The sequence below is a fragment of the Flavobacterium sp. RHBU_24 genome, assembly GCF_046613695.1.
Lineage (GTDB): Bacteria > Bacteroidota > Bacteroidia > Flavobacteriales > Flavobacteriaceae > Flavobacterium.
In genome coordinates this window covers 79,735-102,303 of sequence record NZ_JBKJHD010000011.1, presented here as the reverse complement: position 1 = coordinate 102,303, position 22,569 = coordinate 79,735, and the positions used below count along the sequence as shown (strand labels likewise).

At 42.7% G+C, this 22,569-nt stretch carries 31 protein-coding genes; 20 read left to right on the top strand and 11 right to left on the bottom strand.

The features are described 5' to 3' along the window. Positions 1-73: 73 nt before the first annotated feature. Positions 74-772 (bottom strand): LytR/AlgR family response regulator transcription factor, encoded by a 699-nt coding sequence (locus tag ACLI09_RS12185; protein WP_411419903.1) that lies wholly within the window; start codon positions 770-772, stop codon positions 74-76. Positions 773-951: 179 nt separating this feature from the next. Between ACLI09_RS12185 and rpsF the strand changes: the two genes are divergently transcribed. From rpsF to ACLI09_RS12165, 4 genes are all read left to right on the top strand, one after another. After that, positions 952-1,296 carry a 30S ribosomal protein S6 gene (rpsF, locus tag ACLI09_RS12180; protein ID WP_411419902.1) on the top strand — a complete coding sequence of 115 codons (345 nt, stop codon included), beginning with the start codon at positions 952-954 and terminating at the stop codon, positions 1,294-1,296. 2 nt (positions 1,297-1,298) lie between these two features. Continuing rightward, positions 1,299-1,595, top strand: a complete 297-nt coding sequence (gene rpsR / locus ACLI09_RS12175; RefSeq protein ID WP_116787420.1) for a 30S ribosomal protein S18 — start codon at positions 1,299-1,301, stop codon at positions 1,593-1,595. Between the two features lie 15 nt (positions 1,596-1,610). Next, a complete protein-coding gene (rplI, locus tag ACLI09_RS12170) occupies positions 1,611-2,072 on the top strand; it encodes a 50S ribosomal protein L9 (RefSeq protein WP_411419901.1) in 462 nt (153 codons plus the stop codon). A gap of 408 nt (positions 2,073-2,480) precedes the next feature. Continuing rightward, on the top strand, positions 2,481-2,948 hold the full coding sequence (locus tag ACLI09_RS12165) for a DUF6495 family protein (protein ID WP_411419900.1): 468 nt from the start codon (positions 2,481-2,483) through the stop codon (positions 2,946-2,948). Positions 2,949-3,012: 64 nt separating this feature from the next. On the opposite strand, the gene ACLI09_RS12160 is transcribed toward ACLI09_RS12165, so the two are convergent. Next, positions 3,013-3,993, bottom strand: a complete 981-nt coding sequence (locus ACLI09_RS12160) for a hydrogen peroxide-inducible genes activator (RefSeq protein WP_411419899.1) — start codon at positions 3,991-3,993, stop codon at positions 3,013-3,015. 146 nt (positions 3,994-4,139) lie between these two features. Here ACLI09_RS12160 and ACLI09_RS12155 point away from each other — a divergent pair, with 146 nt between their 5' ends. Both ACLI09_RS12155 and ACLI09_RS12150 read left to right on the top strand, forming a co-directional pair. Continuing rightward, positions 4,140-5,168 (top strand): alpha/beta hydrolase, encoded by a 1,029-nt coding sequence (locus tag ACLI09_RS12155; RefSeq protein WP_411419898.1) that lies wholly within the window; start codon positions 4,140-4,142, stop codon positions 5,166-5,168. 130 nt (positions 5,169-5,298) lie between these two features. Further along, positions 5,299-5,721, top strand: coding sequence for an OsmC family protein (locus ACLI09_RS12150; RefSeq protein ID WP_411419897.1), 423 nt, complete (start codon positions 5,299-5,301; stop codon positions 5,719-5,721). A gap of 78 nt (positions 5,722-5,799) precedes the next feature. On the opposite strand, the gene ACLI09_RS12145 is transcribed toward ACLI09_RS12150, so the two are convergent. From ACLI09_RS12145 to ACLI09_RS12135, 3 genes are all read right to left on the bottom strand, one after another. After that, on the bottom strand, positions 5,800-6,147 hold the full coding sequence (locus ACLI09_RS12145; RefSeq protein ID WP_411419896.1) for a hypothetical protein: 348 nt from the start codon (positions 6,145-6,147) through the stop codon (positions 5,800-5,802). 4 nt (positions 6,148-6,151) lie between these two features. Then, entirely contained in the window at positions 6,152-6,403 is a 252-nt protein-coding gene (locus tag ACLI09_RS12140; protein WP_411419895.1) for a hypothetical protein, read from the bottom strand. Positions 6,404-6,629: 226 nt separating this feature from the next. Then, on the bottom strand, positions 6,630-6,992 hold the full coding sequence (locus ACLI09_RS12135) for a hypothetical protein (RefSeq protein ID WP_411419894.1): 363 nt from the start codon (positions 6,990-6,992) through the stop codon (positions 6,630-6,632). Positions 6,993-7,186: 194 nt separating this feature from the next. Here ACLI09_RS12135 and ACLI09_RS12130 point away from each other — a divergent pair, with 194 nt between their 5' ends. The 5 genes from ACLI09_RS12130 (at position 7,187) to ACLI09_RS12110 (ending at position 11,269) form a co-directional block, all read left to right on the top strand. Beyond that, complete coding sequence (locus ACLI09_RS12130; protein WP_411419893.1) at positions 7,187-8,365, top strand: acetyl-CoA C-acyltransferase; 1,179 nt, start codon at positions 7,187-7,189, stop codon at positions 8,363-8,365. An 80-nt stretch (positions 8,366-8,445) separates the two neighbouring features. Next, positions 8,446-8,694 carry a four helix bundle protein gene (locus tag ACLI09_RS12125; protein ID WP_411419892.1) on the top strand — a complete coding sequence of 83 codons (249 nt, stop codon included), beginning with the start codon at positions 8,446-8,448 and terminating at the stop codon, positions 8,692-8,694. A 143-nt stretch (positions 8,695-8,837) separates the two neighbouring features. Beyond that, the gene (locus tag ACLI09_RS12120) at positions 8,838-9,599 is read left to right on the top strand and encodes an NlpC/P60 family protein (protein WP_411419891.1); all 762 of its coding nucleotides are present in this window, start codon (positions 8,838-8,840) and stop codon (positions 9,597-9,599) included. Between the two features lie 73 nt (positions 9,600-9,672). Then, positions 9,673-10,521 carry an alpha/beta hydrolase fold domain-containing protein gene (locus ACLI09_RS12115; protein ID WP_411419890.1) on the top strand — a complete coding sequence of 283 codons (849 nt, stop codon included), beginning with the start codon at positions 9,673-9,675 and terminating at the stop codon, positions 10,519-10,521. Positions 10,522-10,564: 43 nt separating this feature from the next. Continuing rightward, a complete protein-coding gene (locus ACLI09_RS12110) occupies positions 10,565-11,269 on the top strand; it encodes a carboxypeptidase-like regulatory domain-containing protein (RefSeq protein WP_411419889.1) in 705 nt (234 codons plus the stop codon). A 62-nt stretch (positions 11,270-11,331) separates the two neighbouring features. Here the strand turns inward: ACLI09_RS12110 and ACLI09_RS12105 are convergent, their stop codons facing one another. From ACLI09_RS12105 to ACLI09_RS12085, 5 genes are all read right to left on the bottom strand, one after another. Further along, positions 11,332-11,577, bottom strand: coding sequence for a hypothetical protein (locus ACLI09_RS12105; protein WP_411419888.1), 246 nt, complete (start codon positions 11,575-11,577; stop codon positions 11,332-11,334). Between the two features lie 102 nt (positions 11,578-11,679). Beyond that, a complete protein-coding gene (locus ACLI09_RS12100) occupies positions 11,680-11,883 on the bottom strand; it encodes a hypothetical protein (protein ID WP_411419887.1) in 204 nt (67 codons plus the stop codon). 89 nt (positions 11,884-11,972) lie between these two features. Further along, positions 11,973-12,209, bottom strand: coding sequence for a hypothetical protein (locus ACLI09_RS12095; protein ID WP_411419886.1), 237 nt, complete (start codon positions 12,207-12,209; stop codon positions 11,973-11,975). A 130-nt stretch (positions 12,210-12,339) separates the two neighbouring features. Continuing rightward, positions 12,340-13,080, bottom strand: a complete 741-nt coding sequence (locus ACLI09_RS12090) for a 3-oxoacyl-ACP reductase family protein (protein WP_411419885.1) — start codon at positions 13,078-13,080, stop codon at positions 12,340-12,342. Between the two features lie 195 nt (positions 13,081-13,275). Further along, positions 13,276-13,845 (bottom strand): Crp/Fnr family transcriptional regulator, encoded by a 570-nt coding sequence (locus tag ACLI09_RS12085; RefSeq protein ID WP_411419884.1) that lies wholly within the window; start codon positions 13,843-13,845, stop codon positions 13,276-13,278. Between the two features lie 135 nt (positions 13,846-13,980). Here ACLI09_RS12085 and ACLI09_RS12080 point away from each other — a divergent pair, with 135 nt between their 5' ends. The 5 genes from ACLI09_RS12080 (at position 13,981) to ACLI09_RS12060 (ending at position 17,706) form a co-directional block, all read left to right on the top strand. Beyond that, a complete protein-coding gene (locus tag ACLI09_RS12080; protein ID WP_411419883.1) occupies positions 13,981-14,916 on the top strand; it encodes a ring-cleaving dioxygenase in 936 nt (311 codons plus the stop codon). Between the two features lie 72 nt (positions 14,917-14,988). Continuing rightward, on the top strand, positions 14,989-15,612 hold the full coding sequence (locus ACLI09_RS12075; RefSeq protein ID WP_411419882.1) for an alpha/beta hydrolase: 624 nt from the start codon (positions 14,989-14,991) through the stop codon (positions 15,610-15,612). An 87-nt stretch (positions 15,613-15,699) separates the two neighbouring features. Further along, positions 15,700-16,602, top strand: a complete 903-nt coding sequence (locus ACLI09_RS12070; protein ID WP_411419881.1) for a pirin family protein — start codon at positions 15,700-15,702, stop codon at positions 16,600-16,602. Between the two features lies 1 nt (position 16,603). Then, on the top strand, positions 16,604-16,885 hold the full coding sequence (locus ACLI09_RS12065; RefSeq protein ID WP_411419880.1) for a GNAT family N-acetyltransferase: 282 nt from the start codon (positions 16,604-16,606) through the stop codon (positions 16,883-16,885). A gap of 32 nt (positions 16,886-16,917) precedes the next feature. Beyond that, positions 16,918-17,706 (top strand): alpha/beta hydrolase, encoded by a 789-nt coding sequence (locus ACLI09_RS12060; RefSeq protein ID WP_411419879.1) that lies wholly within the window; start codon positions 16,918-16,920, stop codon positions 17,704-17,706. A gap of 7 nt (positions 17,707-17,713) precedes the next feature. Here the strand turns inward: ACLI09_RS12060 and ACLI09_RS12055 are convergent, their stop codons facing one another. Then, positions 17,714-18,145: a response regulator gene (locus ACLI09_RS12055; protein ID WP_411419878.1), complete on the bottom strand. Its 432-nt coding sequence runs from the start codon at positions 18,143-18,145 to the stop codon at positions 17,714-17,716. 173 nt (positions 18,146-18,318) lie between these two features. Here ACLI09_RS12055 and ACLI09_RS12050 point away from each other — a divergent pair, with 173 nt between their 5' ends. The 4 genes from ACLI09_RS12050 (at position 18,319) to ACLI09_RS12035 (ending at position 22,550) form a co-directional block, all read left to right on the top strand. After that, positions 18,319-18,705 carry a rhodanese-like domain-containing protein gene (locus tag ACLI09_RS12050; protein WP_411419877.1) on the top strand — a complete coding sequence of 129 codons (387 nt, stop codon included), beginning with the start codon at positions 18,319-18,321 and terminating at the stop codon, positions 18,703-18,705. 1 nt (position 18,706) lies between these two features. Beyond that, positions 18,707-19,453, top strand: coding sequence for a sensor histidine kinase (locus tag ACLI09_RS12045; protein ID WP_411419876.1), 747 nt, complete (start codon positions 18,707-18,709; stop codon positions 19,451-19,453). Then, on the top strand, positions 19,422-20,150 hold the full coding sequence (locus ACLI09_RS12040) for a LytR/AlgR family response regulator transcription factor (protein WP_411419875.1): 729 nt from the start codon (positions 19,422-19,424) through the stop codon (positions 20,148-20,150). The genes ACLI09_RS12045 and ACLI09_RS12040 overlap by 32 nt, the downstream gene beginning before the upstream one ends. Before the next feature lie 129 nt (positions 20,151-20,279). After that, the gene (locus ACLI09_RS12035) at positions 20,280-22,550 is read left to right on the top strand and encodes a cation:proton antiporter (RefSeq protein ID WP_411419874.1); all 2,271 of its coding nucleotides are present in this window, start codon (positions 20,280-20,282) and stop codon (positions 22,548-22,550) included. Positions 22,551-22,569: the final 19 nt, after the last annotated feature.

Below are 22,569 nucleotides of genomic sequence, written 5' to 3'. Positions count from 1 at the left end.
GTGTGCTTTGGTTTTTTTTAACAATCCTTGTTTCCCTGATTATTGTGTTTTGAAATTTCTAATTTTCAATCCCCTACTGTGGCCTGTTAAGCACCTTTACAAGGTCTTCTTTTTTGTTGCGGCTCAGTGGTATCTTGGTGTCACTTATCTCGGCAAACTTACTGTTAAACCGCTCTACACGGTCTATGTTGATAATGTATGATTTGTGTACCCGCATAAACTTATCTGCCGGAAGTTCCCCTTCAAACGACTTCATCGTGCTGAGTACCAAATGGGTTTCATCTTCTGTATTTATTTTAATATAATCACCAAAAGCCTCTACCCAACGGATTTTTGAAATGTATACTTTAAAATTTTTAAGGTTGCTCTTTACAAAGATAAACTCGCCTTCCTCTTCCGTATTTTCCTTCTGCATCTGTTTCATGTCAATCGCCTTTTGCACCGCTTTATTAAAACGGTCTTTGGTTACCGGCTTGTGCAGGTAGTCGAGGGCGGCATAGTCAAAAGCTTTGAGGGCATAATCGGATTTAGACGATACAAAGATAATCTGTGGGCGTACTTTAAGCCCATCAAGGAGGTCAAACCCGGTTTGTACCGGCATTTCGATATCGAGGAACAGGAGCTCAACCTGTTTGTTCAAAATGCAGTTCCGTGTTTCCGAAGCATTTGAAAAATCGCCCACCAGGGTAAGGTTCGGGTGTTCGTTTACCAGCTTGGCAAGAGTGATTCTTTGTATTGTGCTATCATCAACAACAACACAGTTAAGTTTCATCAGATATTAGATATTTTATAAAATGTTTAGTAATTATATGACTAATTTTGTTGGAATGCACACAAATATAAACAAAAAAAACGTTTAATGAAACTTGTAAAAAATTAAAATTTTAGGATTGTGTATTAAATAAAAATAACTAAATTTGCACCCACTTTTATAACAAAATATATTGTATTATGAATCACTATGAAACTGTTTTCATCTTGAATCCCGTTTTATCTGAAGTACAGGTAAAGGAAACAGTAAGTAAGTTTGAAGATTACCTTACTTCAAGGGGTGCCGAGATGGTATCAAAAGAGGACTGGGGCCTTAAAAAAATGGCTTACGAGATCCAGCACAAAAAAAGCGGCTTTTATACGCTTTTCCAATTTACAGCTCCCGGCGAAATCCTACTGGGTTTTGAAACCGAGTTCCGCCGCGACGAGAGGGTTATGCGTTTCTTAACCGTAGCACTTGACAAACACGCTGTATCTTGGGCAGAAAGAAGAAGGGAAAAACTAAAAACTAAAGCAGCAAACTAATTATGTCAACAATAGAGCAATCTGCTAAAGGCAAAAAAGACGGAGATATCAGATATCTTACGCCTTTGAACATCGAAACAAACAAGCAAAAAAAATATTGCCGTTTCAAAAAATCAGGTATCAAATATGTAGACTATAAAGATCCTGATTTCTTATTAAAATTTGTAAACGAGCAGGGTAAACTTCTTCCTCGTCGCCTTACCGGTACTTCACTAAAATACCAGAGAAAAGTATCTGTAGCCGTTAAAAGGGCACGTCATTTAGCATTAATGCCATATGTGGCTGATTTATTAAAATAAAAAGGAGGCAATATTATGGAACTTATACTTAAACAAGACGTACAAAACTTAGGTTTTAAAGATGATGTAGTTACCGTTAAAGCCGGATACGGCCGTAACTTCCTTATCCCTCAGGGTTTTGCACAGGTTGCAACGCCTTCAGCAAAAAAAGTACTTGCTGAAAACCTTAAACAAAGGGCTTTTAAAGAGCAAAAAATAGTAAACGATGCAAAACAAACTGCTGAGGCACTTAAAGCTCTTGAAATTAAACTTATTGTAAAAGCCGGTGGGGAGAAACTTTTTGGTTCTATCACTAATGCTGATATTGCTGAGGCACTTGCGGCAAACGGACAGGAAATTGACAGGAAATATATTACCAGTGGTATTGTTAAACGTACCGGTAAATATAACGCAAGCATCAGGTTACACCGTGATGTAATTGTAGACCTTCCTTACGAAATTGTAGCTGAGCAACCTGTTGCTGCTCCTGCTAACTAATTTTGCACAACATACGTTAAAAAGCCTCCTTTCGGAGGCTTTTTTCATTTCCCTCCATCTAAACAACTATCTGTAGACACATATTTTGTAGCACAGAGACATACAGAGCAAGCGCAGAGTTTCTTGAGAAAAAAAGATTTACACCTTTGGTGTGAGATCACAATGCGATATGTATACTAATACCCATACAACTTTGTAATCTCGCGCTGTAAGCGCAATCTAAAATTTAAAGAACCCTGTGTATCCCCGCGCTTGCTCTGGGAATACCTGAGGTATAAATCACAGCTAATGGCATTTAGATTAATTACATCCTGAAAATAGCCCTTCGAAGTACGCAGCACGCACTTTTTGTTTTATATACCCGATACTACGTTGTAACTTTGCTACTTTAAAACTTTTCAACTTATAATGAAATATACCCGCCTTACAAAAGAACAGCTTAAAGAACTGCACGAAGAGTTCGCCCGCTTCCTGGCATCGCAGCAAATAGATAAAAATGAGTGGAACACACTTAAAACAGAGAAACCGGAAGTTGCCGAACAGGAAATAGACGTGTTTAGCGACCTGATTTGGGAAAATGTAATGGATAAGGCCGAATGGCTGGAGCACTACTCTAAAAACCACATATTTTTGTTTAAGCTGGGTAAGGAAAGTATGGAAAGCATAGTGATACATGCCCACACCCCACTCGCCGACTTCTTAACTGAAGGTGGCCTGCAATGGCTTAACGAAAATATTTTTAGCAGCGAGGTGCACCTGAGCCGCGGCAAAAAAGATTTTGGCGATGACCGAAATGGCGAAATTTTTAGCCTTATAGAGCAGGGCGCCATACTAAGCGACGGTGTGCTGTATAAACAATTCGAAGATATGTTTTAGCACTCTTCCATTTCGACGAAGGAGATGCGAGGGCTTGCCAGAACTGATAAGTAAATGAAAAAAATCACTTTCCTTTCATCACCTCACTTACCTTTTCAATAAAATAAGGCGAATCATTCCAGCGTATTTTTTTATAAGGCTTATCCTGTTTCATATCTTCAGGAAGGCATTTCCATAATGCTTCGCTCATTTTTTCGAGTAATAATTTGCGGTTAAAGGTATCAGCCACCACAAGGCTTATCTCGCGTATGGGAACGGGCTCCTTAAATGGCTTGTATATGGCAGATGCCGGCTCATTTGCCACCGATAACTGCGGTACCAGCGCAAACCCCAACCCTGCCCTAACCAGGTTTTTCAGCGTTTCTATTGAATTAATATCATATTGAAACTGTTCCGCCTTAAGCTTCTCATTTTTTAAACCGCAAATATCCAGCAGCTGTGCATTAAAGCAATATTCACTTTCCAGCAGCAGCAGTTCGGGCATGTCCTGAGGCTGTAATTCGTAGTGGGTGTTACCCTCCATAGGATGTCCGGGGTTGAGGTAGGCCACAAACGGCTCCTGGAACACCGGGTATTCCTTAAACCCGGGATGGGCGGTAGGCGTGGCCATGAGTGCAATATCAATAGTACCGGTTTCAAGCGCGTGCATTAAGTAGCCGGTGCCCATTTCTTTAATGGTAAAATGCATGTGTGGTGCGGCATGTCGCATGGCACTTATAAACAATGGTATTATATAGGGCGACAGCGTACTGATGACCCCAAGTGTAACCGCACCCTTAAGATCATTCTTTTTATTTACCACATAATCACGTATGGCATCGGCTTCCCGCAGCACTTTTTTAGCCCGTCCTATTATATCAGCGCCGGCCAAAGTAGGCGTTAAAGGCACTTTTGTGCGGTCAAAAATCTTTATTCCTATCTCTTCTTCAAGATTTTTTAGCTGTATGGTAAGCCCGGGCTGGGTAACCATGCATGCTTCGGCAGCCCTTGCAAAATGGCGATGTTCATCAAGTGCTACAATAAAACGGAGTTGCTGGAGGGTCATGATTATAAAATTATTTTATAAAGATAAAAAATTATTAATTTGATTTATATACCACCTTGAAATAAATTTGTCTTGTCAAAATGAGGAAAAAACCTCCTGACCGAAAAGAACAATTTATTAAGTAAAAAGTATAAAAATTTAATACCATGAAAAAATTAGCAACACTGGCATTAGCGATTTTAGGATTAAACACAGCCACAGCACAAACTGACACGTCATTAGCCGGCAACTACAGTATTGAAAAAAATACCCTCGAGTTCCTTAAGGCGGTACACGGTGGCAATGGCCCACAACTGTATGAACTTTCTATACAGGATGCACGCAACGTATTGATTAGCGCCCAAACCGGCGATTACAAAAAACAACCTGCCGAAATACAGGAACGCACGATTACACAGGATGGGCGCACCGTTTCCATACGGATTGTAAGGCCACAAGGCAGCAAGGAAAAACTACCCGTATTAATGTATTTTCACGGTGGCGGATGGATACTGGGCAATGCCTTTACCCACGACCGACTGGCAAGGGAACTGGCAGTGGGCGCTAATGTAGCCGTTGTGTTTGTAAACTACACCCCCACCCCCGAAGCGCGCTACCCCCAGGCAAACGAAGAAGCCTATGCAGCTACCAAATGGATAAAGCAAAACGGAGCGCAGCTGAACCTCAATACTGATAAACTTGCCGTGGGTGGCGACAGTGTAGGTGGCAACATGGCAATAGCCGTAACCCTTATGGCTAAAGACCGTAAAGGCCCTAAAATAGACTTCCAGTTATTGTTTTACCCCGTTACAGATTCTAATTTTAATACCGCATCATACCAGCAGTTTGCTAACGGGCACTTCCTTACACTGAATGCCATGGTGTGGTTTTGGAACCAGTATGCGCCAAACAGGGCAGACCGTGACCAAATAACCGCATCGCCACTGCGGGCGGACTTTGACCAACTGAAAGGCCTGCCGGAGGCACTTATTATAACCGCCGAAAACGATGTGCTGCGCGACGAAGGCGAAGCGTATGCTAAAAAACTGAATACAGCAGGTGTAAAAGTTACTGCCACCCGCTACATAGGCACCATACATGACTTTGTGATGCTGAACCCTATTACCAACACGCCCGCACCTCGCGCTGCTATAAAACAGGCAGTTGATGAGCTAAAAGAAAAACTTGCGAACTAAGCAGCCATAACGCTAAAAATAACAATGGCTTAACAAGTTTCAGCTTACAGATTAAATAAATTTACGAATTAAGCACTATCTTTAAAAAAAGACAATAACAAATAAATAATCACTTTAAAAAATTCTTATCATGAAATTTACAAGAAAAGCACACACCAACTGGAAAGGTACAGGAATGGAAGGAAAGGGTACTGTAAGTACTGAGAGTACTACACTTGATAACGCGCAGCTTTCGTTTAAAACCCGTTTTGCCGATGGTGTGGGCACAAACCCTGAAGAGCTTATAGCAGCGGCACACTCAGGCTGTTATACCATGCAGCTTAGTTTCCTTATCTCAGAAAAAGGCTTTACACCAGAAGACCTTACCACCGAGGCCCAGGTAACTTTTGAAGATGGTACCATTACAAAAATTCACCTGAAACTTGAGGCTAACGTACCCGGCCTTAGTGAGCAGGATTTCCAGGAGCTTGCTACTAAAGCAAAAGAAATTTGCCCGGTATCTAAACTGCTAAAAGCAGCCGAAATTACCTTATCTGCTACGCTTGTAGGATAATTTTAAACGGCTGCTAATAAACACAGGCTGTACCGCTTCTCCTACCGGAAAGCAGTACAGCCTGTTTTTTTTTATAATTTACAGCGCTTCGTTCAGTTTTATTTCTACAACTACAGCATCGCCGTATACAGAATATACAAACGCACGTATGTCCTTCTTTCTCAATATATCATATTCTACCGGGCTGGTGTAATGCCCTATCAGTGTATGCACCCCTGCCGCATCTGTAGCCCAAACCAGTATTACATTATTTTCTTCAGACCGGGTTAGATGCAGTGCCAGGCCGGGATAGAGCCCAAGCTTTTTAATCAACGCTTCGCTTACCGTAATTGTTTGGCTAACCAGTATTGTTTCAACTTTAGTACGGGCAATCTGGCCTATGGCAAAGGCCACTATAGATATAACCGAAAGTATAACAACCCACATACGGTTAGTAGGTAAGGGTAACTTTTACATCATTACCGTCAATATACTCTACAGTACCACGCGCCTTGCCGGTTTTTACTTTTTCAGAAAGTTCGCGGTCTTCTATAACGCCTATCTGTTCGTAGCGGTCAGAAATTCCTTTAGCGCTAACCAATACTTCAAAAGTTTCAGGACGGTTTACTAAAGACAGTAGTTCGCCCGGCTTTAGCTGTAATTTTTCAATAAGGGCATTGTCGACCGAAAGAGTAGAACTCATACTAAACTCCTTTGGCACTTTGCTGCTGCTTTTATAAACCTGCCGGATTACAAAAAAAAGGACAAAAAGTCCAACGCGTATTGCTAAACGGTATTCACTTGCCATATGTAAATTAATTGGTTGATAATAACGGCAATAATACATTTTTAATTGAATATCCACAAATATGTTGTGTCAATTTAAAAAAAATATCAACTTCTACCGTAACCGGCTTACATCTAAAAATTTACGAATAACTGTAAGCAATAGTTATAGTATCGCCTGAAACCTCCTCAATTTTGGCCCGCGCCCTTTTTTGCTGTACTTTTTTATAAAATTCTGCATTTCTTACTATACCTATATTCGTAAAGCCTTCAGAACTCCCTTTCGCTTTTACAATAACATCCCCCGCCGTTGCGCTTTCCTGAAGTACAAGCTGCTCGCCTATAGTTAGGCCTAACCCATTTATAAGCTCGGGCTTAGTATCGGTAAGTACAGCCGTAAATTCATTATCACTCTCAGTAAACACAACTTTAGCAGGCGTGCTGTATATTTTATTCACAATAAAAACGGCACCAGCCACTCCCATAAGAACTGCAATAATATTCATAAGGTTAAATGTAAAATAATTTACAATATTAACTGATTAAAGCATGCATACTGCAATAAAGACACGTTTTACAATAAAATTCAGCAATATTCATCAATTAGGGCATATTTATAATTATATTTTAATAAAATATTTTCTATGGATAAAATTTCATTAAATTCGCAATACAAACAACATATATAGATATTTCTGCCATGAATAAAAAAGTAGTCATAGTATCTGCCGTGCGCACGCCCATAGGCAGTTTTATGGGTGGGCTTTCTACCCTTACTGCACCGCAGCTGGGTGCCGCAGCCATTAAAGGCGCACTCGAAAAAATAAACCTTAAGCCTGAACTGGTAGACGAAGTGCTTATGGGAAATGTGGTGCAGGCCGGTGTAGGCCAGGCACCCGCACGCCAGGCAGCGCGCTTTGCCGGCCTTCCTGATAACGTAATTGCCACAACCATAAATAAGGTATGTGCCAGCGGTATGAAAGCCGTAATGCAGGCAGCACAGGCCATACAGTGTGGCGATGCCGAAATTGTAGTGGCAGGCGGTATGGAGAGCATGAGCCAGATTCCGCATTATGTGCACATGAGGAACGGTTATAAATTTGGCCCTGCTACTATGATAGACGGCCTGCAAAAAGACGGCCTTACCGATGCCTACGACAATAACGCCATGGGCGTATGTGCCGACCTTTGCGCTACCGAATATAACATAACCCGCGAAGAGCAGGATAACTTTGCCATAAAATCGTACCAGCGTTCAGCCGCCGCGTGGGATGCCGGCAAATTTGATAATGAAGTGGTTCCTGTAGCGGTACCGCAACGCCGTGGCGAACCCATAATAATTAGCAAAGACGAAGAATATACTAATGTAAAGCTGGATAAAATTCCGTCGCTTAATGCCGTTTTTACTAAAGACGGTACGGTAACGGCGGCCAATGCATCCACCATAAATGATGGTGCTGCTGCCCTTGTATTAATGAGCGAGGAGAAAGCTAATGAACTTGGCCTTAAACCACTTGTCTACATTAAAGGCTATGCCGATGCAGAGCAGGAGCCAAAATGGTTTACCACTACTCCTGCTAAGGCATTGCCAAAAGCCTTAGATAAAGCAGGCATCAGTAAAGACGACGTAGACTTTTTTGAGTTTAACGAAGCCTTTGCCGTAGTAGGCCTTGCCAACAGTAAAATACTGGGCCTTGATGCCGAAAAAGTAAACGTTAACGGTGGCGCGGTTTCCTTAGGGCATCCGCTTGGGGCTTCGGGGGCGCGTATTATTGTTACACTTATAAACGTACTGGAACAAAACAATGCAAAAACCGGTGCCGCGGCTATATGCAACGGCGGCGGCGGGGCTTCGGCTATTGTTATAGAACGCAGTTAATTTTTTATTGATTATTTTCTATTTTTTATTGGCTAATTGTTAATGCAAATTTGCTTAATTTGTCTTCAAACAATTAGCCAGTGAAAAATGTCTTTCTTCAGCGAACTAAAAGTTTCGCCCACAATTGTGTTAAACTATCGCTACAACTCCCAAACACATATTTAGGCAACCATATTAAAGGCCAACTTATCAGATGCTCAACTTCTGTAGGGGCAAACTATAGGGCAAGTTGCATCGCACAAACTAAAAAAAGCTTTATTTCAAAGTTAAGTATTGTAATTGAAGAAGTTGATGAGTCGGCATTTTTGGGTGGAATTTGCAATAGATGAAAAATTACTCCCCTTTGATTTATGTATGCCGTTGCATAAGGAAGCCTCAGAATTAACTGCTATATTTGTAGCATCAAGAAAAACAGCCATTGTCGGGCTAAGCTCAAATAATCAATAAAAAACAGAAAATAAAAAATAAAAGGATGTTTGGTATTTGTAACCTCGCCATTGTACCGTTAAGGCTTGAACCGTCTGACCGCAGCGAACTGGTAACCCAGGTGCTGTTTGGTGAACATTTTAAAATACTGGAACAAACCCTTAACTGGAGCCGCATAGAGCTTGGCTACGACAGCTACAACGGCTGGATAGATAACAAGCAGTTCCGCAGCATAAGCGAGGATGAATATAACCTTCTTAATGATGCTGCCCCGGTTATGAACGGCGACCTTATAGAGTATATGGCCTCCCCCAATAACCAGCTGCTAACCATACCCATAGGCGCCAGTGTTACCCACCTTGATAACCCGCTGCTTAACATAGAACAGTTCGCTTTTGACGGGCTTAAGGCTACAGGAATCTCTTCTAAACAAAATATTGTAAATACCGCTTACCTTTACCTCAACGCGCCTTACCTGTGGGGCGGCAAAACACCCTTTGGCATTGATTGTTCGGGCTTTGTGCAGATGGTATATAAGCTAAACGGTTATAAGCTGCTGCGCGACGCCAGCCAACAGGCCACCCAGGGCGAAACGCTTAGCTTTATAGAAGAAAGTGAACCCGGCGACCTTGCCTTTTTTGACAACGAAGAAGGCCGTATCATCCATGTGGGCATCATGATGGAAGATAACCACATCATCCACGCGCATGGCAAAGTACGCATAGACCGGCTTGACCATTTGGGCATTTATAATGTAGACACCAAACGCCACAGCCACAAACTCAGGGTGATAAAAAAGATAATTTAGTGCGGGATATTAGTCCCGCTTTTTTTTCGCACGGTTTTTGTATCTTATGGAACCAAAAAAACTATAAAGCTATATGAAAACGAAGTTTTTACTCCTGTTTATTTTTGCCGGGCTGCTCAGCGCGTGCTCGTCAGATGATAATAACAACCAGCAGCAGGCCCCTTTAGCCGCCGCAGAATATGCTAACGTGCAGTATGGTACCGACCCTGGGCAAACCATGGACGTTTACCTTCCCGCTGGGCGCACCGCTGATACCAAGGTTATTATATTGATACATGGCGGCGCGTGGATAGCAGGCAGCAAGGAAGATTTTGCCGATTTTATTCCCGTAATTAAACAGGAATTTCCAGATGATGCCATTGTAAACATCAACTACAGGCTGGCCACCGAAACAAGCGCTGCCTTCCCCAAGCAAATGGAAGACCTGCAAAAGGTTATTGCCTTTCTAAAAAACAGCGACTATGTTATTGATAATACCTACGCACTTATAGGTGCCAGCGCGGGCGCGCACCTGGCCATGCTATATGGTTATGAATATGATACCGCCCACGAGGTAAAAGCCATTTGCGACATTGTAGGCCCCGCTGATTTTTTTGACCCCGAGTATGTTTCAAATCCGCTATATCCTTTTGCGGCGCAATACTTACTGGGCACCACTACCCCCACCCAGCAACAGATAGAGTCGGTAAGCCCTATAGCACACATAACAGCACAGTCGCCACCTACCCTATCATTTTACGGAGGTGCCGACCCACTAATACCCGCTACCCAGGGGCCACGCCTTAAAGCTGCGCTTGACGAAGCCGGCGTGGTTAACGAATTCAACTTTTATGCTACCGGAGGCCATGGCGACTGGGATGATGCTACCTATGAAGATGTATATCTCAGGATAACATCATTTTTTGAGGCGCACTTTGAGTAAATTTTGTGCGGCTCCCAACCTTTTGCACTAAAAAGTTATCCTTATGAGTATAAAGGATAATTTTATGAAAAATGACAGCCTCACAATATCTATACCCAAACCCTGCCATGAAAACTGGGCAACGATGACACCCGTAGAAAAAGGAAGGTTTTGTACTACCTGCCAAAAGCAGGTTATGGACTTTACCCGTATGGGCGATAGGGAAATAGCCGGTATCCTTAAAAAGGATAGCAATGTTTGCGCAAGGATAAAACCATCACAGGCAGACAGGGAACTCATTATACCTCACTACAGGAAAAACCACGCGGCGGCTATTGCAGCGGTTGCGCTACTGGCAGCAAGTCCGGCGGTAGGTTATGCACAAACGCCGGTGGAGACAGAACAGCAGCCAGTGGATCACGATTATGAAATATTAGGTAAAGTAGCGGCTACACCTGTTAATATTATAAACGGAACGGTTGTAGATGAAAACAAACTGCCTATACCGGGTGCCAATATAGTAAAGGTGGGCACCACGCAGACAGTGATTACCGATTTAGACGGAAAATTTAACGTAGATGCTAATCAACACGATGTATTGGAGATAAGTTGTTTAGGATATGAACCCCTTAAAGTTATTGTTAACCAACGGGATTTTACAACGCCGTTGATAATCTACTCCACATCTGAGGTTATTTTAGGCGAAATTGCGGTAAGGCGCACATTTTTTGGCAGGATATTTTACCGCATTGGCAACTTATTCCGCTAACAAAAAAGCAACCTGCTATTTGCAGATTGCCTTATAATAATCAACCAAATTTAAATCATTCCTTAAGGCACCTGGGTACCTACAGGGTTTTCTTTTACGCTATTGCCCCCATTATCTCCCATATCAACTATAGTGTCGTTATCTTTTACAACAGTGTCTGCTACAGGTACTGATGACATTCCTTCTTCAGGAATAGTATCGCTGGCTTCCGTAGTTGTTTCAGTTTCTTTACCCTTACAAGAGCTAAAGCCCAGGCTGCCTATAAGCAAGCCGGTAAAAAGTATCGCTTTTAAAAAATGTGTTTTCATAACCGGTTTTAAAATGTATTAAAAGTTAACGTTTTGTTTACCAAAAACCCTTAGCATTATACTAAATAAAGCATAAAAAAGCTGCCTTTCAGCAGCTTTACATTATTCTGTAATCGAATCTGTCTGTACTGATCGCACCGTATCTGTTGTTACCGATATTGTATCGGTAGACATCACGGTATCAACATCTGTTACTACCGTATCACCATCAATAGGCGTTACCACTGTTTCGGTATCGGTTGTCGTTTTGCATGATGTAATGCTTAATCCTGCAAGCAGCACTGCTGCTAAAATTACTTTTTTCATAAACTTACTGGTTTTACTTGTTTTTGTTCAAATGTAAATCTATATAGTAAGATAATGCTCGCTGTTTTTATTAAAAAAATCATAAATTATTACTCCACATTCACCGCCGGTTTAGGTGTTTTAGTGGTATCCGCATAGCGTATCGCAGGTTCGCTTGTAGTCATGTTAGACGGCGATATATTCATATCGCTTGAGGTGCGTATGCCTTCCGGCGCACCGGTAGTAATTGCTTCGCCCTCACCGGTGCCGGATTGGCCGGCCATACATGAAACCTGTAGCGTGAGCGCCGCCATCGCTATAGCTATGAATGTAACTGTTGTTTTCATGCTTTTTTTTATTAAAGGTACGCCGTACAGTTACACAGTAGTGTTAGCGTTTTACCAAATTACCCTTAAAGAAAACACAAAAGGCAGAAAATCCCGCCTTTTGTGTTCAGTGTCTGAAAGTTTTAAAGAATCAGCCTTTAAATCCGCCATCTATATTAAGGCTTGCCCCGGTAATATACCCGGCTTCAGGCCCTGCCAGGAAAGCTGTAAAGGCAGCCACCTCATCGGGCTGTGCATAGCGCCCTACCGGTAGTTGTGTCCTTAAAAAATCAGCAAACGGGCCGTTTTCAGGGTTCATATCGGTATTAATAGGGCCAGGCTGCAGGTTATTTATAGTAATGCCCTGTGGGCCAAAATCGCGTGATAAGCCCAGGGTAAGCCCCTGCACCGCTGCTTTGCTGGCCGCATAAATTGCACCACCCTCAAAAGGCATTCGGGTAGCGTTAGTGCTGCCAATGTTTATAATGCGTCCGCCGGTTGCCATGTATTTCACTGCCTGTTTTATGCCTACAAACAACGCACGTACATTAATGTTGAATGTTTTGTCGAAATCGTCAAGAGTTAGCTGGTCCAGTGCGCCCATAATACCTATGCCGGCGTTGTTTACCAATATATCTATTTTGCCAAATTTCGCTGCGGTGGCATCTACCGCACCTTTTACGGCATCGGCATCGGCGGCATTGGCTTGTAGGGCAAGCGCTTTTCTGCCTGTTGATTCAACTTCTTTTACAAGTGCTTCGGCTTCATCTTTTGCGCTAACGTAGGTAAAGGCCACATCTGCCCCTTCTGCCGCAAGGCGTTTTACAATTGCCGCGCCTATTCCGCGGCTGCCTCCGGTTACTAATGCAGTTTTATTTACTAAAGTGTTCATGATAAAATATGTTATGTATTAAACTTTGTTTTTTACCAAAACAATTAATCCGTTTTGATGTTACAAAGTTGCACCCATAACACACCTCAAAACATTGATAAAACGCAGAAAAAACTCTTGATATTTGTCAAGGGATTTTTTAATACATAGATTTTTCGGTTGTTCGACCGAAAAACGTAAGATAGTAGACTATGCCTATTTTCTGGCCCGGATGCGGCTAAGGGTTTCAGGGCTAATGCCCAGAAAGGAGGCTATCATGTGCTGGGGCACACGGCTTAATATTGATGGGTAGGTCTTTACAAAGCCAATATACTTTTCTTCTGCCGAAAGGCTTATGCCCGCATGTATACGATCTTGTGAGGCTATAAAGCTGCGCTCTACAAGGTTAAGCATAAAAATACTCAGGTTAGGTACGGCGCGGTACAGCATTTCAAAATCGCCTTTAGATATCAATACTACTTCGCTATCTTCAAGCGCATCTATATTACTGCGTGCCGGGGCATCATATACATAGCTGTAACGGTCGCCGCACCACCAGTCTTCCGGTGAGAACTGTATAATGTGCTCCTGCCCTTTGTCGTCTACCCTATACGTACGCACCAGGCCAGATGATACAAACGCATTGTAGCGCCACATATCGCCTTCCTGCAAAAGGTACTGCCTCTTACGCAATTTCTTTACACGGCATACGCTTTTTATTATGGCTATTTCCGCATCGGTAATAACTATTTTATCCTGCAGGTATTTTATAAGGTTTTCTACCATCGGTATAAAGGTATTAAAATCCTGAACTATATAAAATTTTAAAAAAACTGGTAAATGATTTTCTTGTCTTAGTTCAATGCCCGCATTATAAATGGGTTATACCTTTACATCATAGAAATTAAAAATAATTACACCATGAAAAATACAATTTTAGGCATGCACCACATTACTGCAATAGCAGGGGATGCCAAACGCAACTTCGATTTTTATTCTAACGTACTTGGCTTACGCTTTATTAAAAAAACCGTGAATTTTGATGATCCCGGTACCTACCATTTTTATTTTGGCGACGAGGTAGGCAGCGCAGGTACCATACTTACCTTTTTCCCGTGGGGGGCAGGCATACCACAAGGCCGGAGGGGCAGCGGTATGGCTACCGAAATAGGCTACTCAGTGCCTAAAGGCAGCCTTGAAAAATGGGTAGAGCGGTTTGAAAAATATAACGTGATATACAACAAACCGTCTGAACGTTTTGGCCAGCGTTACCTTACCTTCCTTGACCCGGATGGTTTAAAACTTGAATTTTACGAAGTTGAGAACGACACCCGCAAACCTTGGGAAACCGACGAGGTAAAAGCAGATATTGCTACAAGGGGTTTTCATAACGTCACTATTACGCTGAATAACATTAAAGGCACCGCCGGCGTACTGACCGATATATTTGGCTATACACTTATAGGCCAGGATGGCAACCGCTACCGCTATGCCGTAGATACCGTAGACCAGGCTGCACTTGTAGACCTCGTAGAACTGAAAGATGAAAAACTGGGCCATGTAGCCAACGGTACCGTGCACCACGTGGCCTTCAGGGTTATTGATGACGAATCTCTAATGTACCTCCGTGAGAAAGTGGTAGCTGCCGGGCTTAACATTACACCCCAGATAGACCGTAACTACTTTCACAGCCTCTACTTTAGGGAACCGGGAGGCGTGTTGTTTGAAATTGCTACCGATAATCCCGGCTTTATGATAGATGAAGCACTTGAAGACCTGGGCAAAGGGCTGAAACTGCCTGCAAAATATGAGAACATCCGCGAAGACATTGAGGCACACCTTGCACCGCTAAATTAATTACTGCTCAACTAAATAACACAACTACTGCCTGCCGTAACAATTGCGGCAGGCTAATTAAAAGCTATATTTATGGAATATTCTGCCTTAAAATACATTTATACGCCATTGGCTACACCGGGTGCTCATACCCTACTATTATTACATGGCACCGGAGGCAATGAAAATGACCTTATCCCTTTGGCTAAAAACTTTGGCGACGGCTACAACATCCTTAGTGTTCGCGGTAACGTAAGTGAAAACGGAATGCCCCGCTTTTTTAAGCGTTTGGGTATGGGCATCTTCGATGAAGACGACCTTCGCTTCCGTACCAATGAGCTGGTGCATTTTATACAAAGCATAGCTGACACCGAAGGTTTTGACATTAAAAAGCTGATAGCACTTGGTTATTCAAACGGAGCTAATATTGCCGGCGCAACGCTGGTACAGTATCCTGATTTTTTGGCCGGGGCCATATTGTACAGGCCCATGCAGCCTTACAGGCAGCTTCCTGAATTTTCGGTTAAGCGTGCGGTCCCGGTTTTTATAAGCTCCGGCAGCGCAGACCCCACAGTGAATTCAATAGAAATACAAAATTACATTACAAGCCTTGAAAAAGCAGGATTTAAGGTAAGCTTCAATAACCTGCCTACAGGGCATAACCTTGTACAACAGGATATAAGCCTTGCCGCAGAATGGCTTAGTACTATTTTGTAAGACAAATAACATTCATTTTATCGATTTAACATCACGCAATCGTTAGTGCTTTATATTTTTACGTATTTTAGTTCCTTAAACCATAATATGTCAAATATTAACCTGATTATTGAAGAAAGGCCCGCCAGTATTGGCAATTTTCTTGTCGGGCGGCTACTGCCGTTTCGCGAAAAGCGTACGGTGGGGCCTTTTGCGTTTATAGACCATATGGGTCCGGCAGCGCTTAGCGACCATGAAAACCTGGATGTGGGCCCGCACCCGCACATCGGGCTATCTACACTTACCTATCTTTTTGAGGGAAATATTATACACAGAGACAGCCTGGGCACTGAAGTAGAAATAGTACCGGGGCAGGTAAACTGGATGACAGCCGGCAGCGGCATAGTACACTCTGAGCGTACGCCCGAAAGGCTGCGCACATCAGACAAGAAGCTTCATGGATTACAAATATGGGTGGCATTACCTAAACACCTGGAGCAAATGGAACCCTCATTTTCCCACACTAATGAAAATGAACTTCCGGTGTGGCAGGAAGGTGGCATAACCATAAAGCTTATAGCCGGCGAGGCATTTGGCAAAAAATCGCCGGTGCCGGTACATAGCCCGCTTTATTTTTTAGAGTTAAAGAGTACTGTGCGGCAAAAAGTAACCTTAGGCAGCGGGTTGTATGGCGAGAGCGGCCTTTATATACTTGACGGGAGTATAGAAACCGAAGGCCATACCTTTGAGCCGCGCCAACTTATGGTGGCCAAAGACAGCTCACTGTGCGAATTTACCATAAATGAAAATACTACGGTATACATTTTTGGTGGTGAACCCTTTGCAGAGCCAAGGCACATATACTGGAACTTTGTAGCCACAAGTGCCGAACGTATTGAGGAAGCTAAAGAGCGCTGGCTTAGGCAGGAGTTCCCAAAAATAGAAGGAGAAACCGGGTTTGTTCCCCTGCCAGAACAACACCACAACTTTAACATTAAAAATAAACCCTGAGATGGAAATTACACAAATCGACAACGGCACAAAAGGAACTTTCAGGGCTATGGAAGGCGAAGTTGAAGCAGGTATAATGACCTATACCCGGAACGATGCACACACCTTTACCATAGAACACACTATAGGTAACCCTGATTTTAAAGGAGTGGGTATAAAACTTTTAGACCAGGCTGTAAGCTTTGCGCGGGATAAAGGATTAAAAATAATTCCCCAATGCCCCTTTGCAAAAAAAATGTTTGAGCGCAAGCCTGAACTTGGCGATGTGCTTGCACATTATTAGCGTACTGAAAAACAGGACACACAAACACCCCCATGAAAAAACCCACAACAATAGTATTTATAACCGGCGCTTTTGTATCGCACCATGTTTGGGATAACTGGAAACGTTATTTTGAAGATAAGGGTTTTACAACCCTCGCTCCGCCATGGCCCTATAAAGATGCCTCTGTACAGGAACTACGCAACAGGCAGCCTAACGATACTGCCCTGGCCAAGCTAAGGCTATCTGAGCTTACAGACCATTATATAAAAATAGTGGCTGATTTAGCCGAAAAGCCTTTAGTTATAGGACATTCGCTTGGCGGGCTCATTGCGCAGATATTGGTAAATCGTGAATTTGCCGCCGCAGGTGTAGCCATACACAGCGTACCGCCAAAAGGTGTTTTTTCGTTTGAATGGTCATTCCTTAAATCAATCTGGAAACCGTTAGGCTTTTTTTCATCCGTAAAAAAAACACATCTTATGAGCCTTAGGGAATGGAAATATGCCTTTACTAATGGTATGGATGAAGCCCAACAGGTGTCAGGCTATGAGACATACTGCATACCGGAAAGCAAGCAGGTGCTAAGAGACGCGCTTACCAGTATGGCTATGGTCGACTTTATGAAACCTCATCCGCCCCTGCTCTTTATAACCGGCACGACCGACCATATAACGCCAAATTCACTTGTGTATGAAAATTACCTTAAATACAACAAGAATCATTCGGTAACTGATTATAAAGAATTTAAAGGCAAAAACCATTTTGTACTCGGCCTGCCCACCTGGCATGATGAGGCAGACTACATAGTATCGTGGATTGATATTATAAGCGATAATTAACCTGAAATTAATCCCTTTTAAAACTGAACGAGTTAATATTTTCTTTCCAAAAATCAATAAGGTTTTTAATTTTGCCCTTATACACGTTGTAATCAGTGCCTTTGTGTATGTATCCCTGTATAGCAAGTTTATTAGCCTGTTTTACAGAGTAGTCGTCCTGGGCATTACTTATAAAAACATAAGGTATATTTTTATCACTCAGCAATTCTTCCTCCAGGATAATGTTACGCAGCTCAAAACCGCCGAGTTTTGGCATGTTGATATCTGATATAATAATAAAGGGCTCTATACCCGGCTTACGGATGTATGCCAGGGCCTCTGTGCTATCAGAGAAAAAAACAATATTATTACGGTAACCCAGGTCTCTGAAAATCTCTTTTAATATGTCCCTGTCATCTTCATCATCCTCTATAACAAGGATATCCCTGTGCATTTTCATATTTGGCTATGGTTCTGATTATCGAGTGCAAATAACGTTTTAAAAATATAAATTATGTTATTATATATTACAAAATAGTTACAAAATCCTGTTAATTCAAACCAAAAGTTTGGTTGCTACTGTCAGGATACTTTTTAGTAACTTGCATGCAAAATAAAGCAAAATACTGAGAAATGAAAAAATTATTCATAGCCCTACTATTTTCAACTGCACTTTTTTCGTGCAAAAAAGAGCAAAAAACGGGCGTTGAGCAAATTCCGCCTGCTGCCTTTGAAAAGGAAATGATTGATAACCCGGGGCAGGTTATAGACGTGCGCACGCCGAAGGAGTTTACTTCAGGGCACATTGAGAGCGCAAAAAACCTGCACATATACGACCAGGATTTTGGTGCGCGGCTGGATAGCCTTGATAAAAATGAAACAGTATATGTATACTGTAAAGCCGGCGGCCGCAGTGCCGAAGCCGTAGAGACGCTGGAACAAAAAGGCTTTAAGCATATTGTAGAACTTGAAGGAGGCCTTGATGCGTGGAACGGCGCCGGAAAACCTGTAACTGAATAAAATGAGCCCGGCCATAATCATTTTACTTAGTATTGCCCTGCTGCTGCTCGGTATAGTCGGCTGGCTTTTTGTGCGCATGCGCAGGACAGAAAAGGTAAGGAAGGAACTTGAAGGCCGCTTTATGGAACTGGAAACCCGCAACAACACCCTGCAGTTACAAACGCTGGAGTCCCGGCTTAACCCACACCTTTTTAAGAACATATTGAACAGTATACAAAGCCATGCTTACCAAACCTATTTTGCTATGGATAAGCTTAGCAATGTGCTTGATTATATACTCTACGAAAGCCAGAACCGCTATGTTAGCCCAAGGGAAGAAATAGACTTTGCCCTCAACCTTATCGAAATAAACAAAATAAAGCTAAGCCCGCTTTTTTCAATATCGGTAAAGAAAAAGATAGATGAAACCGATGGGCTTTATGAGCAAAAGATACTGGCGCCGCTTATCTCCATAGACCTGATTGAAAATGCCTTTAAGCACGCAGACCTGCAAAGTGCCGACGCGTTTATATCGATAGTTATTGAATTTAAAGACGGTATTTTTACCCTTATTGTTCATAACAAAATTTCGGGAAAATCAGCATTTCTTAAAGAAAACAGTGGTATAGGCGCCACTACACTCGACCAGCGCCTTAAAATACTTTACAACCAGTGCTACAAGCTGGAACGCTATGCCGAAGACGAGGTTTATGTAGCACAACTAAAAATTAACCTGCTTGAACACAAAAATAAAATGCTTACTGCTTGATGACGAGTTGCCCGGACTGGCACTGCTTAAAATGCTTTGTGAACAAATGCCGGAACTTGAGGTTATTAAAGCCTTTAACAGCCCCATTACATTGCTTGAAGAAGCGCCGTCGCTGGATTTTGACCTGCTGATAACCGACATAGAAATGCCGGATATGAACGGCTTGCAGGTTGCCGATGCCCTAAAAGGCAAAGCCGTTATATTTACTACCGCTTATAAAAACTTTGCCGTAGATGCATTTGACCGTAATGCAGTAGACTATGTTGTGAAGCCTATACGCCCGGAAAGGCTTAAACAAGCCGTAGAAAAGGTAGCCGAAAAACTGGCCGCCCTGCCCCAACCGGTAGCCGCGCCAAAACAAATACAGCTTAATACTGACAAGGGCAAGGCCCTTATAGCGGTAGAAAAAATATTTGTAGTGGTACCCAGCAAGATAGACAGCCGCGATAAAATACTGTTCCTTAACGACAACACTAAGGTTACCGTAAAGAACTGCCCTTTTGAAAAGCTGCTGGAATTGCTGCCGCAAACCCACTTTTGCCGCATCAATAAAAAAGCAATCATTGCGCTTAAGCATGTGCAGTTTTATACACACGACATCATTACCGCCGATATGCTACAGCCTGATGGCAGCCACTATACCTTTCCGCTGAGCGAAATATACCGAAGCGATTTTATAAAAAAAGTAAAAATGTAGCACCTATTAGCTTTTTATTTAATTTAATGTTTTGTTACAATTTTACCCGTGCTTGGCGCAAAACCCGATACACCTACCTTTTACTGTAAAAAAACAGAGTAATATTGTGCTGCCTTAAATAAACGCTAAATGAAAAAGTTTAGGAACAGTATCTTTTACGTCTTGGTAATAGCCGTATTTTCGGGGCTTATTTACTGGGCGCTAAAAAACGGTAAATCGCTTGAAGCCGGGAGGAACGTTGTAACCAAAACCACCGGTAACGGGCAATGGAACGACTTTACAAATTCGCTATTTGATAACCTTGCCGATCCGCTTGCACTGCTACTTGTGCAAATTATAACTATAATTTTTGTGGCCCGGTTTTTCGGGTGGATATGCCGCAAGCTGGGCCAGCCAAGTGTAATAGGCGAGATGATAGCCGGTATTGTGCTGGGGCCGTCGCTCGTAGGGCATTATTTCCCGGAATATTCAGGTTTGCTGTTTCCCAAAGGCTCGCTTACTAACCTTAAATATTTTAGCCAGCTTGGCCTTATCCTCTTTATGTATGTGGTAGGTATGGAACTCGACCTCAGCGTACTTAAGAACAAGGCGAAAGATGCGGTTATCATAAGCCATGCAAGCATTATCATACCCTTTACCCTGGGGCTTATCCTTGCCTATTTTATATATGCCCAATTTGCACCGCCAGGGGTAGCCTTTAGTTCGTTTGGCCTGTTCCTGGGCATTGCCATGAGCATTACAGCATTTCCGGTACTGGCACGCATTGTTCAGGAGCGTGGCCTGCACCGCACCCGTATAGGCGCCATGGTAATAACCTGCGCCGCCGCAGATGATATTACCGCATGGTGCATACTTGCAGCGGTTATAGCTATTGTAAAGGCGGGTTCATTTGTAAGTTCGTTATACATCATCGGGCTGTCTATAATATATGTACTGCTCATGCTGGTTGTGGTCCGTCCGTTTCTTAAGCGCATCGGCGACTTGTATTCGCAACGCGAAAATATTACAAAGCCTGTAATAGGCATATTCTTCCTCACGCTGTTAATATCTGCTTATACCACCGAAATAATAGGTATCCATGCACTGTTTGGTGCGTTTATGGCAGGTGCCATAATGCCGGAAAACATGCGTTTCCGCAGTATTTTTATTGAGAAGGTAGAAGATGTGAGCCAGGTTATGCTGCTGCCGCTGTTTTTTGTATTTACGGGCCTTAACACAAATATAGGCTTATTAAACGAGCCATATATGTGGCAAATATGCGGGCTTATTATCCTGGTAGCTGTAATGGGTAAATTTATAGGCAGTGCCATAACAGCACGGTATGTAGGCCAAAACTGGCGCGATAGCCTTACTATTGGCGCGCTGATGAATACGCGTGGGCTTATGGAGCTCATCGTGCTTAATATCGGGCTGGAACTCAAGGTACTTTCTACCGAAATATTTTCTATGATGGTTATTATGGCGCTGGCAACCACATTTATGACCGGCCCTGCGCTCGACCTGATAGGATTTATATTTAACCGGGGTAAAAACTACATCCCCTCGGAAATACGCCAGGCAAGCCGCTATAAGGTACTGGTATCTTTTGACAGCCCCGACGGCGGAAAAAGCCTGTTGCGGCTGGCCAATGCCTTTGTGGCAAAAATGAAGGGCAATGCCATGGTTACGGCAATGCACGTATCGCCAAGCAGCGAGATACATACCTTTAACCTTCAGGAGTATGAAAAAGAAAGCTTTAAGCCCGTTTTAGCTGAAGCCGAACTACTTGGGCAAAAGGTTACCACATTGTTTAAGGCTACCAGTGATGTAGACAGCGACATACCCACGGTAGCAAACAAAGGCGAATTTGACCTGGTGCTGATAGACATAGGCCAGTCGATATTTGAGGGTACGTTGCTGGGCAAAATACTGGGATTTACTACGCGTATTATCAACCCCGAAAACCTGCTTAATACCTTTACCGGTAAGGAAAAACTGTTTGAAAATTCGCCTTTTGACGAAAAAACCCAGCAGGTACTTACCAAAACCCATACACCGGTAGGGATTCTTGTAGACAAGGACTTTAAAAATACTGAACGGGTTTTTGTTTCAATTTTTGATGAAGATGATGCTTTCCTGATTGAATACGCACAAAAACTGATTGTAAACGCCGGGTCGCAGGTAACCATTCTTGATGCCTCCGGGCGTGTAAAAAACAATCCTCAAATAAAGGAAACTATCCGTAGCATAGAGCATGTAGTGCCTAACCACATACAACTGCTCAACCAGAAAAAGCTGGATAAAAACTTCCTGCAAAGCCAGGGCCTCATGATGATAAGTGTAGAAAGCTGGAAGAAACTGGTAGATACCCGCAGCCCCTGGTTAAATGATACACCATCGCTGCTCATCATTAAAAAGTAGCAGGGATTAAAAATTCTTA

Excerpts from the sequence above, each read along its gene's own strand:
- ACLI09_RS12050 (WP_411419877.1), top strand. The coding sequence starts at position 18,319 with ATGAAAAAATTATTCATAGCCCTACTATTTTCAACTGCACTTTTTTCG.
- ACLI09_RS12100 (WP_411419887.1), bottom strand. The coding sequence starts at position 11,883 with ATGAAAAAAGTAATTTTAGCAGCAGTGCTGCTTGCAGGATTAAGCATT.
- ACLI09_RS12105 (WP_411419888.1), bottom strand. The coding sequence starts at position 11,577 with ATGAAAACACATTTTTTAAAAGCGATACTTTTTACCGGCTTGCTTATA.
- ACLI09_RS12085 (WP_411419884.1), bottom strand. The coding sequence starts at position 13,845 with ATGGTAGAAAACCTTATAAAATACCTGCAGGATAAAATAGTTATTACC.
- ACLI09_RS12035 (WP_411419874.1), top strand. The coding sequence starts at position 20,280 with ATGAAAAAGTTTAGGAACAGTATCTTTTACGTCTTGGTAATAGCCGTA.
- ACLI09_RS12145 (WP_411419896.1), bottom strand. The coding sequence starts at position 6,147 with ATGTGGGTTGTTATACTTTCGGTTATATCTATAGTGGCCTTTGCCATA.
- ACLI09_RS12075 (WP_411419882.1), top strand. The coding sequence starts at position 14,989 with ATGGAATATTCTGCCTTAAAATACATTTATACGCCATTGGCTACACCG.
- ACLI09_RS12155 (WP_411419898.1), top strand. The coding sequence starts at position 4,140 with ATGAAAAAATTAGCAACACTGGCATTAGCGATTTTAGGATTAAACACA.
- ACLI09_RS12110 (WP_411419889.1), top strand. The coding sequence starts at position 10,565 with ATGAGTATAAAGGATAATTTTATGAAAAATGACAGCCTCACAATATCT.
- rpsR (WP_116787420.1), top strand. The coding sequence starts at position 1,299 with ATGTCAACAATAGAGCAATCTGCTAAAGGCAAAAAAGACGGAGATATC.
- ACLI09_RS12185 (WP_411419903.1), bottom strand. The coding sequence starts at position 772 with ATGAAACTTAACTGTGTTGTTGTTGATGATAGCACAATACAAAGAATC.
- ACLI09_RS12165 (WP_411419900.1), top strand. The coding sequence starts at position 2,481 with ATGAAATATACCCGCCTTACAAAAGAACAGCTTAAAGAACTGCACGAA.
- ACLI09_RS12120 (WP_411419891.1), top strand. The coding sequence starts at position 8,838 with ATGTTTGGTATTTGTAACCTCGCCATTGTACCGTTAAGGCTTGAACCG.
- ACLI09_RS12070 (WP_411419881.1), top strand. The coding sequence starts at position 15,700 with ATGTCAAATATTAACCTGATTATTGAAGAAAGGCCCGCCAGTATTGGC.
- ACLI09_RS12065 (WP_411419880.1), top strand. The coding sequence starts at position 16,604 with ATGGAAATTACACAAATCGACAACGGCACAAAAGGAACTTTCAGGGCT.
- ACLI09_RS12130 (WP_411419893.1), top strand. The coding sequence starts at position 7,187 with ATGAATAAAAAAGTAGTCATAGTATCTGCCGTGCGCACGCCCATAGGC.
- ACLI09_RS12045 (WP_411419876.1), top strand. The coding sequence starts at position 18,707 with ATGAGCCCGGCCATAATCATTTTACTTAGTATTGCCCTGCTGCTGCTC.
- rpsF (WP_411419902.1), top strand. The coding sequence starts at position 952 with ATGAATCACTATGAAACTGTTTTCATCTTGAATCCCGTTTTATCTGAA.
- rplI (WP_411419901.1), top strand. The coding sequence starts at position 1,611 with ATGGAACTTATACTTAAACAAGACGTACAAAACTTAGGTTTTAAAGAT.
- ACLI09_RS12140 (WP_411419895.1), bottom strand. The coding sequence starts at position 6,403 with ATGAGTTCTACTCTTTCGGTCGACAATGCCCTTATTGAAAAATTACAG.
- ACLI09_RS12090 (WP_411419885.1), bottom strand. The coding sequence starts at position 13,080 with ATGAACACTTTAGTAAATAAAACTGCATTAGTAACCGGAGGCAGCCGC.
- ACLI09_RS12055 (WP_411419878.1), bottom strand. The coding sequence starts at position 18,145 with ATGAAAATGCACAGGGATATCCTTGTTATAGAGGATGATGAAGATGAC.
- ACLI09_RS12150 (WP_411419897.1), top strand. The coding sequence starts at position 5,299 with ATGAAATTTACAAGAAAAGCACACACCAACTGGAAAGGTACAGGAATG.
- ACLI09_RS12135 (WP_411419894.1), bottom strand. The coding sequence starts at position 6,992 with ATGAATATTATTGCAGTTCTTATGGGAGTGGCTGGTGCCGTTTTTATT.
- ACLI09_RS12060 (WP_411419879.1), top strand. The coding sequence starts at position 16,918 with ATGAAAAAACCCACAACAATAGTATTTATAACCGGCGCTTTTGTATCG.
- ACLI09_RS12115 (WP_411419890.1), top strand. The coding sequence starts at position 9,673 with ATGAAAACGAAGTTTTTACTCCTGTTTATTTTTGCCGGGCTGCTCAGC.
- ACLI09_RS12080 (WP_411419883.1), top strand. The coding sequence starts at position 13,981 with ATGAAAAATACAATTTTAGGCATGCACCACATTACTGCAATAGCAGGG.
- ACLI09_RS12160 (WP_411419899.1), bottom strand. The coding sequence starts at position 3,993 with ATGACCCTCCAGCAACTCCGTTTTATTGTAGCACTTGATGAACATCGC.
- ACLI09_RS12095 (WP_411419886.1), bottom strand. The coding sequence starts at position 12,209 with ATGAAAACAACAGTTACATTCATAGCTATAGCGATGGCGGCGCTCACG.